Source organism: Pseudomonas sp. QTF5, assembly GCF_000512695.2.
Classification (GTDB): Bacteria; Pseudomonadota; Gammaproteobacteria; order Pseudomonadales; family Pseudomonadaceae; genus Aquipseudomonas.
The window spans coordinates 19398-35583 of record NZ_AZRW02000003.1 but is presented as its reverse complement, the minus strand read 5'-3'; the positions used below and the strand labels follow the sequence as shown (position 1 = coordinate 35583).

Annotated in this window: 14 protein-coding genes, 1 tRNA gene and 2 pseudogenes; 7 read left to right on the top strand and 10 right to left on the bottom strand. The window is 58.1% G+C overall.

Annotated elements, in window-relative coordinates; genetic code table 11:
• The first annotated feature begins 152 nt into the window (after positions 1 to 152).
• Positions 153 to 671, top strand: coding sequence for an SgcJ/EcaC family oxidoreductase (locus tag IC37_RS03195; RefSeq protein WP_030128795.1), 519 nt, complete (start codon positions 153 to 155; stop codon positions 669 to 671).
• Between the two features lie 193 nt (positions 672 to 864).
• Here the strand turns inward: IC37_RS03195 and IC37_RS03190 are convergent, their stop codons facing one another.
• From IC37_RS03190 to IC37_RS03170, 5 genes are all read right to left on the bottom strand, one after another.
• The gene (locus IC37_RS03190) at positions 865 to 1833 is read right to left on the bottom strand and encodes a bifunctional 5,10-methylenetetrahydrofolate dehydrogenase/5,10-methenyltetrahydrofolate cyclohydrolase (RefSeq protein ID WP_143519144.1); all 969 of its coding nucleotides are present in this window, start codon (positions 1831 to 1833) and stop codon (positions 865 to 867) included.
• A gap of 104 nt (positions 1834 to 1937) precedes the next feature.
• The gene (locus tag IC37_RS03185; RefSeq protein WP_030128793.1) at positions 1938 to 2909 is read right to left on the bottom strand and encodes a TerC family protein; all 972 of its coding nucleotides are present in this window, start codon (positions 2907 to 2909) and stop codon (positions 1938 to 1940) included.
• 175 nt (positions 2910 to 3084) lie between these two features.
• Entirely contained in the window at positions 3085 to 3573 is a 489-nt protein-coding gene (locus IC37_RS03180) for a copper chaperone PCu(A)C (RefSeq protein ID WP_030128792.1), read from the bottom strand.
• Positions 3573 to 4178, bottom strand: coding sequence for an SCO family protein (locus IC37_RS03175; RefSeq protein ID WP_030128791.1), 606 nt, complete (start codon positions 4176 to 4178; stop codon positions 3573 to 3575). Before IC37_RS03175 ends, IC37_RS03180 begins: the two co-directional genes overlap by 1 nt.
• A gap of 460 nt (positions 4179 to 4638) precedes the next feature.
• On the bottom strand, positions 4639 to 4998 hold the full coding sequence (locus tag IC37_RS03170; protein ID WP_030128790.1) for a DUF6124 family protein: 360 nt from the start codon (positions 4996 to 4998) through the stop codon (positions 4639 to 4641).
• 964 nt (positions 4999 to 5962) lie between these two features.
• Here IC37_RS03170 and nirB point away from each other — a divergent pair.
• Genes nirB through IC37_RS03155 form a run of 3 tightly spaced genes read left to right on the top strand, consistent with a single transcriptional unit; the run spans position 5963 to position 9382 of the window.
• Positions 5963 to 8524, top strand: coding sequence for a nitrite reductase large subunit NirB (gene nirB, locus IC37_RS03165; protein ID WP_030128789.1), 2562 nt, complete (start codon positions 5963 to 5965; stop codon positions 8522 to 8524).
• A complete protein-coding gene (gene nirD / locus IC37_RS03160; RefSeq protein WP_030128788.1) occupies positions 8524 to 8910 on the top strand; it encodes a nitrite reductase small subunit NirD in 387 nt (128 codons plus the stop codon). The genes nirB and nirD overlap by 1 nt, the downstream gene beginning before the upstream one ends.
• A gap of 31 nt (positions 8911 to 8941) precedes the next feature.
• Positions 8942 to 9382, top strand: coding sequence for a CBS domain-containing protein (locus IC37_RS03155; RefSeq protein WP_030128787.1), 441 nt, complete (start codon positions 8942 to 8944; stop codon positions 9380 to 9382).
• 242 nt (positions 9383 to 9624) lie between these two features.
• On the opposite strand, the gene IC37_RS03150 is transcribed toward IC37_RS03155, so the two are convergent.
• Both IC37_RS03150 and IC37_RS03140 read right to left on the bottom strand, forming a co-directional pair.
• Positions 9625 to 10398, bottom strand: a complete 774-nt coding sequence (locus IC37_RS03150; RefSeq protein ID WP_030128786.1) for an L-iditol 2-dehydrogenase — start codon at positions 10396 to 10398, stop codon at positions 9625 to 9627.
• A gap of 189 nt (positions 10399 to 10587) precedes the next feature.
• On the bottom strand, positions 10588 to 11550 hold the full coding sequence (locus IC37_RS03140; RefSeq protein ID WP_030128785.1) for an extracellular solute-binding protein: 963 nt from the start codon (positions 11548 to 11550) through the stop codon (positions 10588 to 10590).
• Positions 11551 to 11873: 323 nt separating this feature from the next.
• Here IC37_RS03140 and IC37_RS03135 point away from each other — a divergent pair, with 323 nt between their 5' ends.
• Together IC37_RS03135 and IC37_RS03130 are read left to right on the top strand one after the other, a co-directional pair.
• Positions 11874 to 12779: an AraC family transcriptional regulator gene (locus IC37_RS03135; protein WP_030128784.1), complete on the top strand. Its 906-nt coding sequence runs from the start codon at positions 11874 to 11876 to the stop codon at positions 12777 to 12779.
• A 223-nt stretch (positions 12780 to 13002) separates the two neighbouring features.
• Positions 13003 to 13076: transfer RNA gene (locus IC37_RS03130), tRNA-Cys, on the top strand.
• A gap of 41 nt (positions 13077 to 13117) precedes the next feature.
• Here IC37_RS03130 and IC37_RS03125 read toward each other — a convergent pair.
• From IC37_RS03125 to IC37_RS03110, 3 genes and pseudogenes are all read right to left on the bottom strand, one after another.
• A pseudogene (locus IC37_RS03125) lies at positions 13118 to 13783 on the bottom strand (IS66 family transposase); the annotation flags it as partial.
• A gap of 268 nt (positions 13784 to 14051) precedes the next feature.
• Positions 14052 to 14387 carry an IS66 family insertion sequence element accessory protein TnpB gene (gene tnpB, locus IC37_RS03120; protein WP_030128782.1) on the bottom strand — a complete coding sequence of 112 codons (336 nt, stop codon included), beginning with the start codon at positions 14385 to 14387 and terminating at the stop codon, positions 14052 to 14054.
• 201 nt (positions 14388 to 14588) lie between these two features.
• Entirely contained in the window at positions 14589 to 15296 is a 708-nt protein-coding gene (locus tag IC37_RS03110) for a DMT family transporter (RefSeq protein WP_081729280.1), read from the bottom strand.
• Positions 15297 to 15829: 533 nt separating this feature from the next.
• Between IC37_RS03110 and IC37_RS03105 the strand changes: the two are divergent.
• Positions 15830 to 16165 (top strand): annotated as a pseudogene (locus IC37_RS03105) (fumarylacetoacetate hydrolase family protein); the annotation flags it as partial.
• Positions 16166 to 16186: the final 21 nt, after the last annotated feature.

Sequence of the window (16186 nt, the reverse complement as noted above, 5' to 3'; positions counted from 1 at the left end):
GCGCGCCCGTTCGGGCAGGGGCGTCATTAAACCGTGTTAACGGGGCAGGGCGCCATCTGCCGAATGGCATAGGCAAATGACTCCGGTTGGCCGATGGCGGGGGGCGTTTCGAGCGGCACAGTAGAACTCTCGACCACCATTGGATTAGCGCAATGAAATTCAAGACCTCAACCATCGCCCTGTTGTTCGCTCTGACCGCCCCGTTGGCCCACGCGTTGGAGGCAGTGCCTTACGTTTACAGCAGCGTGGCCGAACAGCCCGGTAACGTGAAGGATCGTGAAATCGCCGCACTGTTTGATCAATGGAATAGCGCGTTGAAGAGCGGCAATGTTCAGAGCGTGGTCGACCTGTACGCGCCGAACGCCGTGCTGCAGCCGACGGTTTCCAATCAGGTGCGCACCACCCCGGCACAGATCAAGGACTACTTCGATCACTTCATGGCGCTCAAGCCGGTGGGCCAGATCAACTACCGTGAGATCCGTCCATTGGGCGCCAATGTCGCAATGGACAGCGGCGTCTACACCTTTTTCCTGACCGAAGCCGATGGCAAGACCCGTCAGGTGCAGGCCCGTTACACCTTCGTCTACGAGCAAGTGGGCGGTCAGTGGAAGATTCTCAACCACCACTCTTCGGCGATGCCGCAAGCACAGGTGCTGCACGCCGGGAAATAAACAGGTTTCGACGCCCGACTGACACAGCCCAACACCAGTCAGTTGAGCACAATCCCTGTGGGAGCGGGCTTGCCCGCGATAGCGGTGTATCAGTCAACATTAATATCGACTGACTCGCCCTCATCGCGGGCAAGTCGAATCGTCGCACCGCCGCTCCCACAGGTCCCGCGTCTTAACTGACTGTGCGTTGTATTCAGTTCAACGCCAGGTCGTCCACAGGCTGCTGCCCGCGGGCCTGCGCGGCGCGCTGCAACTGGCTGGCGATCAGGGTGTTTTTCAGCAGATAGGCAATGGTCATCGGCCCGACGCCACCGGGAACCGGGGTGATCGCACGGGCGACGGTACGGGCGCTGGCGTAGTCGACATCGCCCACCAGACGGTTGCCGGACTCACTGGAAATGCGGTTGATGCCGACATCGATCACCACTGCGCCAGGCTTGAGCCAACTGGCGTCGATCAACTCTGGCCGGCCCACCGCCGCGACCACGATGTCCGCCAACCGGCACAACGCGGGGGCATCGACGCTGCGCGAGTGCACCACGCTGACCGAACAGTTGGCCTGCAACAGCAAGGTCGCCATCGGTTTGCCGACAATGTTCGAACGACCGATGACCACCGCGTGCAAGCCGCTCAAGTCATCACCGCAGGTCTCGTGCAGCAGACGCATGCAGCCGCTAGGCGTGCAGGGGGTCAGTACCTCCATGCCTTGCACCAGCCCGCCGACGTTTTCCCGATGAAAACCGTCCACGTCCTTGATTGGGTCGATGGCATGGATCACCGCCTGTTCATCGATAGCGTTCGGCAAGGGCAGTTGCACCAGGATGCCGTTCACCGTGGCGTCGGCGTTGAGTTGCGCAATCAGTTCCAGAACCTGGGCCTGGCTGGTGGTTTCCGGCAGGCGGTATTCAAGGGAGCGGATGCCGACTTCCTTGGCGCGCAGCAGTTTATTGCGCACATAAACGTGGCTGGCCGGGTCGTCACCGACCAACACGACCGCCAGGGCGGGATAGATCTGCTGGCCGGCCAGGGCCAGAACCTCTTCCCGGACCTCGTCGAGGACCTTGGCAGAAATGGTTTTGCCATCGATATCGCGGGCAATTGCAGGGGTGCTGCTGAGCAAGAGAGTCACCGTTGTCTTGATTGAAAGGGATGAAGTGATCATCGAGGCGTCTTTTCGCGCCGATGATCCATCAGAGACATGCAGGCAAGGGCGCTCAGATTATCAGGTGAGGGCAGGCGAATACGACAAAAGATCGCATTCGGCAGCTACAGGGATCGCATTTGATCCTCCTTGCGAGTCAAGATCAGACTCAACAGCACCGAAGTCAGAATGATCCCGCCAACAACGGCCAGCGACCATTCAACCGGCATGTGAAGCCACGGCATCAGCGTCATCTTGGCACCAATGAACACCAGCACGATCGCCAAACCGTATTTGAGCAGGTGGAAGCGGTCAGCCATGTCGGCCAGCAGGAAGTACAGGGCACGCAGGCCCATGATCGCGAAGATGTTCGACGTGAACACAATGAACGGATCGGTGGTGATGGCGAAGATCGCCGGGATGCTGTCGACCGCAAACATCAGGTCGCTGGCCTCGATCAGCACCAGCACCAGAAACATCGGCGTCGCCCAGTACCGACTGTTTTGCATTACAAAAAAAAGCTCGCCATGAAACCCGTTGGTGACCCGCAGATGGCTGTGTATCCAGCGCAACAAGGGGTTTTTATCGAGGTCAGGCGGCTGATGGGCGAATACCAGCATCTTGATCCCGCTGATGATCAGGAACACACCGAACACATACAGCAGCCATGCGAACTGCGACACCAGCCACACGCCGGCGAAAATCATCCCCCCACGCATCACGATTGCCCCAAGCACACCGTACAGCAACACTCGGCGTTGCAACTCTGGCGGTACGGCGAAGTAGCTGAAAATCATCACGAAGACGAACATGTTGTCGATCGACAGCGACTGCTCGATCAAATAGCCCGTGAGGAATTCGAGGGTTTTGCGTTGGGCGATCTCGGGCCCGAACTCACCATTCAAGTACCACCAGAGCAATCCCGCGAAAGCCAGTGCCAGCGCGCACCAGGTAATCACCCAGCACGACGCCTCGCGCACCGATACCCGATGCGCCTTGCGACCGCCGAAGACAAACAGATCCACGGCCAGCATGGCAAGAACGAAGACGATGAAGGCGAACCACATCCAGAGTTCACCAATGTTCAGGGGTTGCATGTCGTTCTCCCTGTCTGGACTTATTCTGGAGCCGACAGAGTCATGCTAGCGGGGAGATTGCAGCGAAGAAAAATCGAATATTCTTTACCAATAATTCGTTATTTACGAAGTGTCGCTGAGGGTTCTCCGAACACCACAGCAACACCTGCGATCAGACGGGCCGGGATTGAGCCTCTCAATGCATCTTGCTGTGATCCTGCATGCCGAGCGCGCGAGCTTCGGCGTCAACCTTGATCGTCTCTTTTTCGCCCTTGGCGTTTTCCACGGTCAGGGTCAGGGGCACTTTGTCGCCTTCCTTAACCTGGGCGGTCAAGTCCATCAGCATGATGTGATAGCCATGGGGATCGAAGCTTACCGGTTTGCCGGCCGGCAGCGCGACGGACTCGACCTGGCTCATGCTCATCACATCGTCTTTCATGCTGGATTGGTGAATTTGCACGGTGTTCGCGACCGGCGACTGCACGCTGAGCAGTTTGCTGTCGCTGTCGGCCTGAAGGGTCATGAAGGCGCCGGTCGAATGCTGGCCGGCCACCGTCGCGCGAACCCAGGCGTCATTCACCTGGGTTTGAGCGGACACCTGCCAGGCCATGCCAATCAGGGAAAGGCCTAGAACCAGTTGTTTGATACCCAGCTGTTTAATACGTGGTGCGTAGATCGAAGTCATCAGCAGACCTCCATGACGGTGAGCAGGTCTTCTGCACACTCTTGAGCGGTAAGGGACGCGGACAGCCCCAGGCGCAAATTGCCTCGGGAGTCGAAAACGAAGCTGGTCGCGGTGTGGGAGAGGGTATAGGTCGAACCGCTCGGGATCTTTTCAAAGAACACACCGAACTCTTTGGCGGTGGCGGCGGTTTCTTCCAGCGTACCGTGCAGCGCCTCGAAACTCGGATCGAAGGCCTTGACGTATTTGTCGAGCATTTCGGGTGTGTCGCGCTCGGGGTCCAGGGTGATGAAGATCACTTGCAGGCGTTCGCCATCGCGGCCCATCAGTTTTTTCGCCTGTGCCGCTCGGGCCAGCGTCGTCGGGCAGACCGCTGGACATTGGGTGAAGCCGAAGAAGATCATCGGCATCAGGCCACGGTAGTTGCCCAACATCCGGTACTCGCCCTGGGTGTCCTTGAGTTTGAAGGTACGCCCCATGATCTTGTCGCTGAGGTCCTTGCCGTACTTGAACGACAGCTTGCTGCTGTCATCGCAGCCGGCGAGCAGGCCAAGGCTCAACAGGCTCATGCCTTGCAGGACCGTGCGACGGGTATACAACGTACTCATGGAAAAAAGCATCCTGTGTAGCGACCGGGAATCTACAGTGGCTGATCAATCAGACGAAAAAAAGCGCATGGATGTTAACAAACTGTTGCCCTGTGGCGCTCAATCGATGGCCCGCCGGCATGCGCCAAAAGGTCGCGGCCTCGGCCGTGGCAAATGCAATACGCGGTGCTGCTGAAGACGATGCTTGCCCGAATTCCGGTAAGTTAAGAAATTTGAGCGACGAAAATCCTGTGGGAGCGGGCTTGCCCGCGAAGAATGCACCGCGGTTTTTCAGGTATTACGCGTCATCGTTCTTCGCGGGCAAGCCACGCTCCCACAGGTTCCGCGGCTTAACTTACCGGCATTGACGCTTGCCCACCTGTGGCGAGGGAGCTTGCTCCCGCTGGGCTGCGCAGCGGCCCCAAAAAAGGATCACTGCACAACCCTGCGTCAGTCACTCACTCATCACAACAGCCCACACCTACTCAGGCGTATTAATGTGATCCAGAACCCGGTTCGCGGTGATCTCCGCCACCATGATGCTGTTTGAAATACCCAGCAGGGCGTAGCGCGACTCACCCTCCAGGTGATCGACCAACTGATGCACCATCACATCGACCGAGGCCAGCGTCTCGACCAAAAAAACCGCCAGGGTTTCGGCCGTGGCTTCTGGGGCCACGGAGAACAGGGTGCTGCGTGTTCGCGGGGTGGCTTTGATGTCGGCAATCGAGTTGAGGTGATAATCGAGAGCCCGCTCGGCGGCCTCGTTGAGTTTTTTTGAATTGGGTTCGTAGGGGGAGACCGGATCGGTGTCCGGCGGATTGGGTGTGACCTTGAGCATAAGCTGGCTTCTCTGATTGGGTGCCACCCTCCTGCGACTAAACGAGAGGGAGGCAGCTGTACGCAGGTTAGTCGACCGGGGAAGCTAGCAAAGCCGGCGCGCCCGAAGGCGCCCTGCGCACAACCACCATCAAGTGCAGGCATGGAAATGCCTGACTGACAAGAGCTTGTACACCTTGCTTGTAACCCCGGGCGACTAAACCCGATCACTGAAGGGCAGTGACAGGGATCAAGTTACCGAGCAACCCCAAGGCGCACAAGCCGGCGGATTCTGGCGTAAGCGTAGGCAACGGCGCAAGTTCTTGTAGCTTGCAGGAAGTAACCTTCAGGGCTTTTAAACACGCGCATTCCGGTAATGTTGAGGAAACCTGTGGGAGCGAGCCTGCTCGCGATGACGGCGGAACATTCAGCATCAATATTGACTGATCCACCGCTATCGCGAGCAGGCTCGCTCCCACAGGGATTCGCGCTTAACTGACTGGCATTACTCACGGGGCCTAAGCCCAAATAGAACGTAGCAGCATGCACTTTTAAAGAGCCATGCCTGACAACGTGCACCAGTGCGAAGCGGTTTCCTGAGCTATTCCTTCCTTCAGCTCCCACGTCCGCCCACCCGCTCGCGGGGGCCTGCAAAGTTGACTCGCGCCTGATGAAACCCGCCTGGGCCGCAGTCTTTATCAAATCTCCCCATCGTTCAGCAGCCGGTTTTCCAGAACTGAGGAAGTCATACGCCGCGGACTGGCACAAAGGCTGCATTACCCCTTCAGCCCCATCTGAAAAAGAGGGGCAGCCCCGTCGGTCAACGAAGATCGACCGGCCGAGCAGGTCGTGGGCAACATCGGTGGATCAGGCGAAGACGCCAGGTCGAACACCGCGAAGAACAGGCAAAGACGCCTGAAGCCGAGAGGTTTCAGGCGTTTTTTTTTGCTTTTTTAACCGTGATTGGCTTTGGCTGGGTGCTTACTATGAATTCCAATGTTGCCGGGTTGAACAAACTGCACACACTGATCGTGATCGGCAATGGCATGGTCGGACATCATTGTGTCGAGCAGCTCATCGAGCGCGGCGCCCTTGACCACTATCGCCTGCATGTCTTCAGCGAAGAGCCGATGCGTGCCTACGACCGTGTGCATCTGTCCGAGTATTTCGGTGGTCGCGATGCCGAGTCGCTGGCCCTGGGCGAAGCCTCTCTGTACCAGACGCCGGGCGTCACCCTGCACTTGGGCGTGCCTGTGCTGGAAATCGACCGTGACCGCCGTCAGGTGATCACCGCACAAGGTTGCGTCTCGTACGACAAACTGGTTCTGGCCACCGGTTCTTATCCTTTCGTTCCGCCTATTGAGGGGGCCGAAGGTGACTCGCGCCTGGTCTATCGCACCCTTGAAGACCTCGACGCGATTCGTGCCGCAGCGGCCAATGCGCGGCGCGGCGTGGTGGTCGGCGGTGGTCTGCTCGGCCTGGAAGCGGCCAACGCCCTGAAAAGCCTGGGCCTGGAAGCGCATGTGGTGGAATTTGCCCCGCGCCTGATGCCGGTGCAGTTGGATGAGCAGGGTGGCTTGGCGCTAAAGGCGCAAATCGAGCGGCTTGGCGTGGGTGTGCATCTGTCCCGAGGCACGCAGTCGATCAGCGCCGGCGAGCAGTACCGCTACCGGATGAATTTTGCCAATGACGAATTTCTTGAAGCCGACCTGATCGTGTTCTCCGCCGGGATCCGCGCGCAAGATGCGCTGGCCCGGCAATGTGCGCTGGACATCGGTCCGCGTGGCGGCGTGGTGATTGACGATCAGTGCCTGACCAGCGATCCGAACATCTATGCCATCGGCGAGTGCGCCGCTTGGAATGGCAGCCTCTTCGGTCTGGTCGCCCCCGGTTACCAGATGGCCCGTGGCGTCGCGTCGCTGCTGTGCGATCAAGTCGCGGAGCCATTCCAGGGCGCCGACATGTCGACCAAGCTCAAACTGCTCGGCGTCGATGTCGGCTCCATCGGCGATGCTCACGCCCAGACGCCAGGTGCGCGCAGCTATCAGTTCATCGATGAAGCCACAGCCAGCTATCGCCGGTTAGTGGTGGATGCTGACAGCAAACGCGTGCTCGGCGCGGTGCTGGTCGGCGACAACAGCTACTACGACACCTTGCTGCAATACATGCAGAACGGCATTGCCTTGCCGTCGGAACCCGCCAGCCTGATTCTGCCATCGTCCACCGGCGCGCCAACCTTGGGCCCGGGTGCATTGCCCGAGTCGGCAACGGTGTGCTCGTGCCATAACGTCACCAAGGGTTCGATCTGCTCGGCCATCGACGGTGGCTGCACCGACCTGGGCCTGCTCAAGTCGCAGACCAAGGCGTGCACCGGTTGCGGCGGTTGCGCCGGGCTGCTCAAGCAAGTGTTCGAACATGAATTGATCGCCCGTGGCGTCAGTGTCGACAAGAGCCTGTGTGAACACTTCGCCTACACCCGTCAGGAGCTTTATGCGCTGGTGCGGGTAGAGGGGGTGATCACCTTCGAAGAACTGCTGGCCAAGCACGGCCGCGGCCACACCGGTTGCGACGTGTGCAAACCGGCGGTGGGCTCGATCCTCGCCTCGTGCTGGAACCAGCCGATCATGGACGCCTCGCTGGTGCCGTTGCAGGACACCAATGACACGTTCATGGCCAACATGCAGAAAAACGGCACCTATTCGGTGGTGCCACGCATTGCCGGGGGCGAGATCACAGCCGACAAGCTGATCGCGATTGGCGTGGTGGCGAAGAAATACGACCTCTACACCAAAATCACCGGCGGCCAACGGATCGACCTGTTCGGCGCGCAGTTGCATCAGTTGCCGGATATCTGGTCCGAGCTGATTGAGGCCGGTTTCGAAACCGGGCACGCCTATGGCAAATCGACCCGCACGGTGAAGTCTTGCGTCGGCAGCACCTGGTGCCGTTACGGCGTGCAGGATAGCGTGAAAATGGCCCTGACCCTTGAGGATCGCTACAAAGGCCTGCGCTCGCCGCACAAGCTCAAATTCGCGGTCTCCGGTTGCACCCGTGAATGTGCCGAGGCGCAAAGCAAGGACGTGGGCGTGATCGCCACCGAGAACGGCTGGAACCTCTATGTAGCCGGTAACGGCGGCATGCGCCCACGCCACGCCGAGCTGTTCGCCACCGACCTCGACGATGAAACCCTGATCCGTTACATCGACCGCTTCCTGATGTTCTACATCCGCACCGCCGATAAACTGCAGCGCACTTCGGTCTGGCGCGAAAGCCTGGAGGGCGGTCTGGATTACCTCAAGGACGTGATCATCAACGACAGCCTGGGACTTGGCGCGGAACTTGAATCGCAGATGCAACTGGTGGTCAACCGCTACGAATGCGAATGGGCCAACGCCCTCAAAGACCCGGAAAAACTCAAGCGCTTCCGTACCTTCGTCAACGATCAGCGCCCAGACCCGGACATCCATTTTGTTCAGGAACGCGGTCAACGCCGGCCGATCATGGCCGCCGAACTCAACCTTATCCCTGTCACCGAGGAGAATGCCTGATGAGCCAGCCCACTACCCAGCGTGTCGATGCCCTTGCAACCGCGGCCAATGCTCAGGCCTGGCAAGCGGTGTGCAGCCAGCAGGATCTGGTCAGCAACTCCGGCGTGGTCGTCTGGCTCGACGGCGCCCAGGTGGCGCTGTTCTACCTGCCGCAGGCCGAGGGTCGCACCCTCTACGCCATCGACAACCATGATCCGCAATCCGGCGCGAACGTCATCGGCCGCGGATTGATCGGCAGCCTCAAGGGCGATCTGGTGGTGGCTTCGCCGATCTACAAGCAGCATTTCCGTCTTGAAGACGGCAGTTGCCTGGAGTATCCGGAGCAGCGCCTGCGGGTCTGGCCGGTGCGCCTGAACGCCGGCATCGTGGAAGTCGCGGCGGCTTGACTGCCACCCTGAACCGCATCGGAGAACGTTGATGAAGACAGCCGCACAGTTGCTCAAACTGAAAGTCGTGCAAAACCAGCAGGTGCACAGCATCGCACCGGATCAGATGGTCCTCGAAGCCCTGAAAATGATGGCCGAGAAGAACGTCGGCGCGTTGCCCGTCATCGAGGACGGGCAGGTGGTCGGCGTCGTCAGCGAGCGTGACTATGCGCGCAAGGTGGTTCTGCAGGGCCGCTCTTCGGTCGGTACGCCAGTGCGCGAGATCATGAGCGCGCCGGTGGTGACCGCCGACAGTCAGCAGAGTATCGAGCGTTGCATGGCGGTCATGACCGACAGCCATTTGCGCCATTTGCCCGTGCTGGAGAGCGGCGAACTGATAGGGCTGTTGTCGATCGGCGATCTGGTCAAGGAGGCCATCGTCGAGCAGGCCGATTTGATTCGGCAACTGGAGCACTACATTCGCGGACACTGAGGACGTCGGGTCGACGACTCATCCACACTTATTGCGTGGGTGCAGCAGACATGGCCTGTTTGGTCCGCATAGGGCATGCCTACCTTTGTGGCGAGCGAGCTTGCTCGTGCTGGGCTGCGTAGCAGCCCCAAAATCTGACAACAATTGCCGATTTTTGTGAGGGCTACGCACTCAAGCGGGAGCAAGCTCCCTCGCCACAGGTTCTCTGATTCAAGACTGTGTGATCCGGGTTTCAAAGCCCGTCAGCTCATCCAGTTACCGCCATCGACGTTATAAGTCTGCGCCACGATGTAATCGCTTTCGGCCGATGCCAGGAAGATCGCCATGCCGACAAGGTCCTCCGCCGTGCCCATGCGTCCGTACGGGACCTCCTGACCCGCCAGCCGTTTCTTTTCTCCGAGCGGCCGGTTTTCATAGCGGGCGAACAGCGCATCGACGCCATCCCAATGTTCGCCATCCACCACACCCGGCGCGATGGCATTCACGTTGATCTTATGGGGAATGAGGTTGAGACCGGCCGATTGTGTGAGGCTGATCACTGCGGCTTTGGTCGCGCAATACACCGCGACCAGCGCTTCACCGCGTCGACCGGCCTGACTGGCCATATTGATGATTTTGCCGCCATGGCCCTGACGGACCATCTGTTTGGCCGCGGCCTGCAGCGTAAACAGGGTGCCGGACACGTTGATCGAGAACAGTCGTTCGTAGCTGTCGCGAGAAATCTCGGTAATCGGCGCGAGATCAAACAGTGCCGCGTTGTTGATCAGAATATCGAGCTTGCCCGTTTTCGCGACGACAGCGGCGATTGCACTGTCTATCGATGGTTGATGGGTAACGTCCATCTCAACTGCATAAGCATCAGGCCCCAGCTCGGCAGCGGTGGCTCGTGCCCGTTCCAGATTGATGTCTGCGATCGCGACCGTGGCGCCTTCGCGGATATAGGCCTGCGCGAACGTTCTCCCGATGCCTCTGGCAGAACCGGTGATAAGGGTGCTTTTTCCTTCCAGACGTTTCATTTTTTCCATCCATTCATTAGAGCTAAAGAGACGCCCCCATTGAGGGCATCGAAAGCGGTCGTCAGGTTGCGAAGAACCCTGTGGGAGCGGGCTTGCCCGCGAAGGCGGCGTGTCAGGCAGCATCAATGGTGAATGTGCCGGCCTCTTCGCGGGCAAGCCCGCTCCCACAGGGATTGCACCCAGTCGTTACTACTTGGGATAACCCGCGCGTTTCATCTCGCGTTCGGTGGTTTGCTGGGCAGAGGCCAGGGCCTGCTCAACCGGCATCTGCCCGGTGAGCGCCGCAGACAGCAGCTTGCCAACCGATGTGCCGATGGCCTGGAACTCAGGAATGGTCACGTACTGGATACCGACGTAGGGCACGGGTTGGGCTGAAGGGTGCGCAGGGTCGGCGTGCTGCATCATTTTCAGCGTGACACTGGCGAAAGGCGCGGCCTGCAAGTAGGCGTCGCTGTAGGTGGACATGCGGGTGCCCGGCGGCACGTTGGTGATGCCATCCTTCTCGGCGACCAGTTGGATGTACTCCTTGGAGGTCGCCCAGGGCACAAAGGCTTTGGCGGCTTCCTTATGTTTGGACGTCGCCGGGATAGCCAGCGACCAGGCATAGAGCCAGGACGAGCCCTTGTCGGTGACTTGCGTGGGCGCGGCAACGAAGCCGACGCTGTCAGCCACTTTGCTTTGGGTTTTGTCGGTAATGAAGGAACCGGCGACGAACAGGTCGGTGCGGTAATAGGTGAGGGTGCTTTCGCCATAAAACGGCAGGGCATAGAGCGTGTCATTGACCGATAGTCCCTGGCGAACCGAGGGGAAAATATCCGCGAGGTCATAGCTGGCGGGCAGGTCTTTTATCGGCTGCAGCCAATGCTTGGCGCCCCACAGTGGTGTTTCGTAGGTGCCGATGGTCAGCACATCGAATTGACCACCCTGAGTGGCAATATCGGTGGTCAGGCGCTGGCGCAAAACGTTCTCTTCGAGCACCACCCAGTTGAGCTTCACGTCGGGATGCAGCTGTTCGAACGTTTTGGACAGCCGCTGCATGCGGATCATGTCACTGTTGTTGACGGTGGCGATGGTCACCGTTTCGGCAGCCTGGCAGAGCAGGGCAGAGGACAGGCCGGCGGACAGAAAAAACGCGCTTGGAATGATCTTCATCGTGTTCTCCGCTCTGCGCCTTGTGCGGCAGAGGCTCTTATTGTTGTTGTAGTCCACGTGCGAGTCATAACCGCAACGGGATGACCACAGGATTACAGCATCCCAAGCGGTGAACAAATGAATGGCATACGCAGTACTGATACTTTTTTAACCATGCAGACCATGGAAAAAAAGTATCAGTGGCCGCTCTATAGCGCGCTAGGCTTGTTGTCTGCTTAGTGTGAGTCTGATAACAGCGCCGTGGAGTTTCGAATCCGCTTCGACTCGTCCCGGGGTTCGCGGTAGCCTTGATAAAACCAACAAAAAATGGGATCGCCAGAGTGATGAACCATCACGTAACCGCAGACAAGCCGCCAGCGCTTGAAGTCATTCTGAACGAGCCCCAGCACAGCTTTCGTTGGTATGAGCATGACTATCCCTTCGACCTTGCGCGCTGGAACCATCATCCGGAATTCGAGATCCACCTGATCCGCGAAGGCAGCGGTCGACTGTTGGCCGGTGACTACATCGGCCTGTTCGAGGCCGGCCATGTCGCCCTGATCGGCCCCGGTCTGCCACACGACTGGATCAGCGATCTGGGCAAAGGGGAGGTGATTGCCGGCCGCGACGTCGTGTTGCAATTCGATGGTCAGATGCTGATGCAACTGCGCGACAAGTTCCCTGAACTCAGCGAGTTGCAGAGCCTGTTTCGCCAGGCAGCGCAGGGCATCGAATTTCACGGCATTACCCGCAAAAAGGCGGCTCGACTGCTGGAAGACATCGGTCAGTGCCACGGATTGCAGCGATTGTGCCTGTTCCTGTCGTTGCTGCAGTTGCTGGCCTCAGCCCCCGACAGCGAGCGACAGACGCTCGCCAGCCTGCAATATGCGCCGATGCTCGACGCATTGACGGCCCAGCGCATGAGCATTGTGTTCGACTACATTCTGAACGATCTCGCTGATGTGCTGCGCATGTCCGTCATCGCCCAGCGACTGGACATGAACGAACCGGCCTTCTCCAAATTCTTCAAACGCGCCACTGGCCATACCTTCGTCGACCTGACGCGCAAACTGCGCGTCCAGCGCGCCTGCCGTTTACTGGCGCAAAGCAGTTTCAGCGTTGCCGATATCTGCTTTGAAGTGGGTTACGCCAACTTATCGAATTTCAATCGGCACTTCCGCCATGAAATGCACGAGACTCCGAGCGAGTATCGGCAGCGGTTGCAGCGGGCAGTGGCGGCGAGTCATTGAAGGGGCGATCTTTTGGAGGTCGCAGCGTTCGACTCGAAACGATCTCGAATTATTTTCCTCCAGTTCTTGACATGCCTTTCGAACCAGTCCAGAATTGCGTCCATTCCTGCTTAGGGAACACGAAAACCCCTTAGATTTCAAAGGGTTGGAAGCTAGATTAGACTCTTGTTTCCAGATACGAGTTTACACGTTTGATGTTGTGCTACTGACATCAGATGTTTGAGGCCGAGTAGCAAAATGGTTATGCAGTGGATTGCAAATCCACCTACGCCGGTTCGATTCCGACCTCGGCCTCCACTTTAAACGAGCTCCGTAGATCCATGATCTACGGAGCTTTTTTATTTTCGCAGTCCTGCAAGATTTGGTGCCCGCTGCGTCGGCAGGCGCGTGAGGACGTCCTTCAGATAAGCATACGGATCATGCCCATTGAGCCGCGCCGACTGGATCAAGCTCATGATCGCCGCAGCCCGTTTGCCGCTGCGCAGTGAACCTGTAAAGAGCCAGTTCTTGCGACCCAACGCCCATGGTCGGATCTGGTTGTCGCACCAGTTATTGTCGATGGGTACGGCCCCGTCATCGAGATAGCGCGACAGCGCCGTCCAGCGTTTCAGGCTGTAATCCAGTGCTTTGCTGATAGCCGAGCCATCGTGCACAAGTAGGCGCTGGGCGATCATCCAGGCATGCAGTGCACCCATCACCGGCACAGCTTTTTCTTGCCGTATTCGGTGGCGAAAATCCGGTTCAAGGTCGCGGACTTCACTCTCTATTTCGTAAAGTAACTGGATGTAGCGCAAGGCCTGCTCGGCGAGCTGGCTCTTGTTGGTGGCGTGTAGCTCGAAGAACTTGCGTCTTGCATGGGCCATGCAACCGATTTCGGTTACGCCGATTTCAAAGCTGGCCTTGTAGCCCCCGAAATCATCACAGACCAGCTTGCCCTTCCAGTCTTGCAGGAAGTTACGAGCATGCTCACCGGCGCGGCTGGGGCTGAAGTCGTAGACGACCGCCGCCGTCTCGTGGCTCAGCTTTTCGATCACCGTTTGACCATGATGGATCCTCTTACCCATGGTCTCGACGGTCTTGCCCATTGTTTCGACTTGTTGGTCCAGCGTCTCGACTCGCTGCATCAACTGCGCTGCCAGAGCGCGCAGTTGTTCAGGGTTTAGTTGGTCGAGATTGGGTAGTGAAGTCATGCCGCCGATTTTGCCAGAGCAGGCTAAAACCGACGATAGGCTCATCGGACAATTGCACGGCCTAGGTGGGTCATGCCAGGCGTTATACGATGGAAATCGCGTTGCCTGGCCCGACCCTTTGCCAAGGCAAACCTAGCACCAGAGCATGCAGTTGCTCGGAGCCCAATTCTATCTGCGAACCGTGCCGAGAACCCGGCCAGAAGAACTTGCCTTGATGCAGGCGGCGCGCCGCCAGCCAGATGCCCAGCCCGTCGTGCACCAGCACTTTCATGCGATTGGCGCGGCGGTTGGCAAACAGATAAGCACAGTGCGGCTGCGCCGCACCGAACACTGCTACCACCTGTGCCATCGCGGTGTCGGTACCGGCGCGCATGTCCATGGGCTCGGTGGCGAGCCAGATGGTGTCGATGCGGATCATCGCAACAGGTCTTGCAGAAAGGTGGCGCAGGCGGCAGCACTTTCGGTCGGCCAATTCACTTTGACGGTGCCACGCGGGTGCTGGATTTCAACGCAGATGTTCGATGATACAGCTTGCGAATTTCCTCTGGCCAGCTGCAAGGGTAGCGAAATGAAAGCAGGTTGCAGCGCCATGGCTTTCTGCGTTTGCACTCGAATCAGATCAGTTAGTGGCATTTGCTAAGCGCTTGTCGCTAAGCACCAATCCTATTCCTCCTAACACCGCTAGCGATGTCAGTGCTAAGCGAACGGTGAGGTGCTCACCCAGGATGAGTACCCCAGCGAGAGACGCCAAGATAGGAACACTCAATTGGATGGTTGCCGCTCGAAACGATGAAAGCGAGCGTATCGCCGCGTACCAGATCGCATAACCAACACCTGAGGCAATCGTCCCAGACGCGACGGCGCAAAGAGCTCCCAAAAAATCGATCGAAAAGTCATTAACGAAGGGGATCGAAGCTAGGAGCATCATAGGTACGGCTCGCAAGAAATTTCCTGTTGTAGATGCGAGTGGATCATTCGATTGCTTGCCAATTAAGGAGTAGCCGGCCCATGCAATGCCTGACAACAGCATAATCCCAGCGCTACCAAGCGCAGGCGCGCTTGTTCCAGGTAATAACAAGGCCACAAGACCTCCAATAGCAAGGAGTAACCCTGCAATGGCAACCCCTTGCATCCTCTCACCTTTGCAATACCCGTAACCAAGCATGGTGAGTTGTACTGCGCCGAACAACAGTAGGGCGCCTGTCCCAGTTTCCAGGTTCAAATATGCGTATGAAAAAGCAAATGCGTAGGCGAACAGAGTCAAAGCACCAAACCAGGTTCCTGAGGGGCGTGTCGCACCTTTAATCGCCAGGAGCACCCAAAGCATGATAGCTCCGCTCACCAGACGTATAAGTGTAAAGGAAGTAGGGTCAATTTCTGTATGACGAAGTGCGAGCCGGCAAAGCACCGAGTTAGCTGCAAAAGCTAGCATCGCTAAGGCGGTGAGCAGGACAACTTTTTTGGAGCCTTTGAGTTGCGGTACATCAAGTATGTGCTGTGACACTAGCTGTTCCCCACAGTGCGTATAGGTTACTACAGACTTGTAAAGTTACCTCGCGCTTGGAGTTTCAGCTGCTGCGAACCAGTAGCAGCTACTCAAGACCAGCGAAATCATAAAATGCCTGGTTGGTTGCTATGATGAAGGCTACCGTTCAGTTGGTAGGCATGCAATAAAATTATCTTCGATTGTGTGATGTCAATCGACCCTCTATTCGTAGAGGTTTTTCTTCACAATGCTCTGCATCTGGGGGGGCTATGAGGCAAGTAAAAATCTCTGTCACATGGCGGGGGCGAGGAGAGGGGGCGGGGAGCTCAAACACATCAAAGATCTGCGCGTCGATGTCCTCTGATTGCTGTCGGTGGAAAGGATGCGACACCTTCGGCCCGATCGGGCCTTGGCTGGTGACTCGAGATGAGATCGCGGATCCGCAGAACCTTGATATGTGGCTGGACATAAACGGTGAACGGCGCCAAACAGGTAACTCGAAAACGATGATCTTTTCTGTTGCGCAGATTGTGTCTTACTGCGGTCGGTACATGACGCTGCAGCCCGGTGACGTAATTTGCACAGGCACCCCTCCGGGGGTAGGCATGGGGATGAAACCAGAGCCGCAGTGGCTACACCCTGGCGATCAGATACGTGTATGGATTGATGGCTTGGGAGAGCAGCGGCAGAAGGTCGTGTCGGCCAGGTGATCCGTAACTCGGCGTATGAGC

What these genes read in the sequence shown, in the direction of transcription:
- nirB (WP_030128789.1), top strand. Translation starts at nt 5,963, where the DNA reads ATGAATTCCAATGTTGCCGGGTTGAACAAACTGCACACACTGATCGTG.
- tnpB (WP_030128782.1), bottom strand. Translation starts at nt 14,387, where the DNA reads ATGATCCGCATCGACACCATCTGGCTCGCCACCGAGCCCATGGACATG.
- IC37_RS03180 (WP_030128792.1), bottom strand. Translation starts at nt 3,573, where the DNA reads ATGACTTCGATCTACGCACCACGTATTAAACAGCTGGGTATCAAACAA.
- IC37_RS03190 (WP_143519144.1), bottom strand. Translation starts at nt 1,833, where the DNA reads ATGATCACTTCATCCCTTTCAATCAAGACAACGGTGACTCTCTTGCTC.
- IC37_RS03140 (WP_030128785.1), bottom strand. Translation starts at nt 11,550, where the DNA reads ATGAAGATCATTCCAAGCGCGTTTTTTCTGTCCGCCGGCCTGTCCTCT.
- IC37_RS03150 (WP_030128786.1), bottom strand. Translation starts at nt 10,398, where the DNA reads ATGAAACGTCTGGAAGGAAAAAGCACCCTTATCACCGGTTCTGCCAGA.
- IC37_RS03170 (WP_030128790.1), bottom strand. Translation starts at nt 4,998, where the DNA reads ATGCTCAAGGTCACACCCAATCCGCCGGACACCGATCCGGTCTCCCCC.
- IC37_RS03135 (WP_030128784.1), top strand. Translation starts at nt 11,874, where the DNA reads ATGAACCATCACGTAACCGCAGACAAGCCGCCAGCGCTTGAAGTCATT.
- nirD (WP_030128788.1), top strand. Translation starts at nt 8,524, where the DNA reads ATGAGCCAGCCCACTACCCAGCGTGTCGATGCCCTTGCAACCGCGGCC.
- IC37_RS03195 (WP_030128795.1), top strand. Translation starts at nt 153, where the DNA reads ATGAAATTCAAGACCTCAACCATCGCCCTGTTGTTCGCTCTGACCGCC.
- IC37_RS03110 (WP_081729280.1), bottom strand. Translation starts at nt 15,296, where the DNA reads ATGCTTTGGGTGCTCCTGGCGATTAAAGGTGCGACACGCCCCTCAGGA.
- IC37_RS03185 (WP_030128793.1), bottom strand. Translation starts at nt 2,909, where the DNA reads ATGCAACCCCTGAACATTGGTGAACTCTGGATGTGGTTCGCCTTCATC.
- IC37_RS03155 (WP_030128787.1), top strand. Translation starts at nt 8,942, where the DNA reads ATGAAGACAGCCGCACAGTTGCTCAAACTGAAAGTCGTGCAAAACCAG.
- IC37_RS03175 (WP_030128791.1), bottom strand. Translation starts at nt 4,178, where the DNA reads ATGAGTACGTTGTATACCCGTCGCACGGTCCTGCAAGGCATGAGCCTG.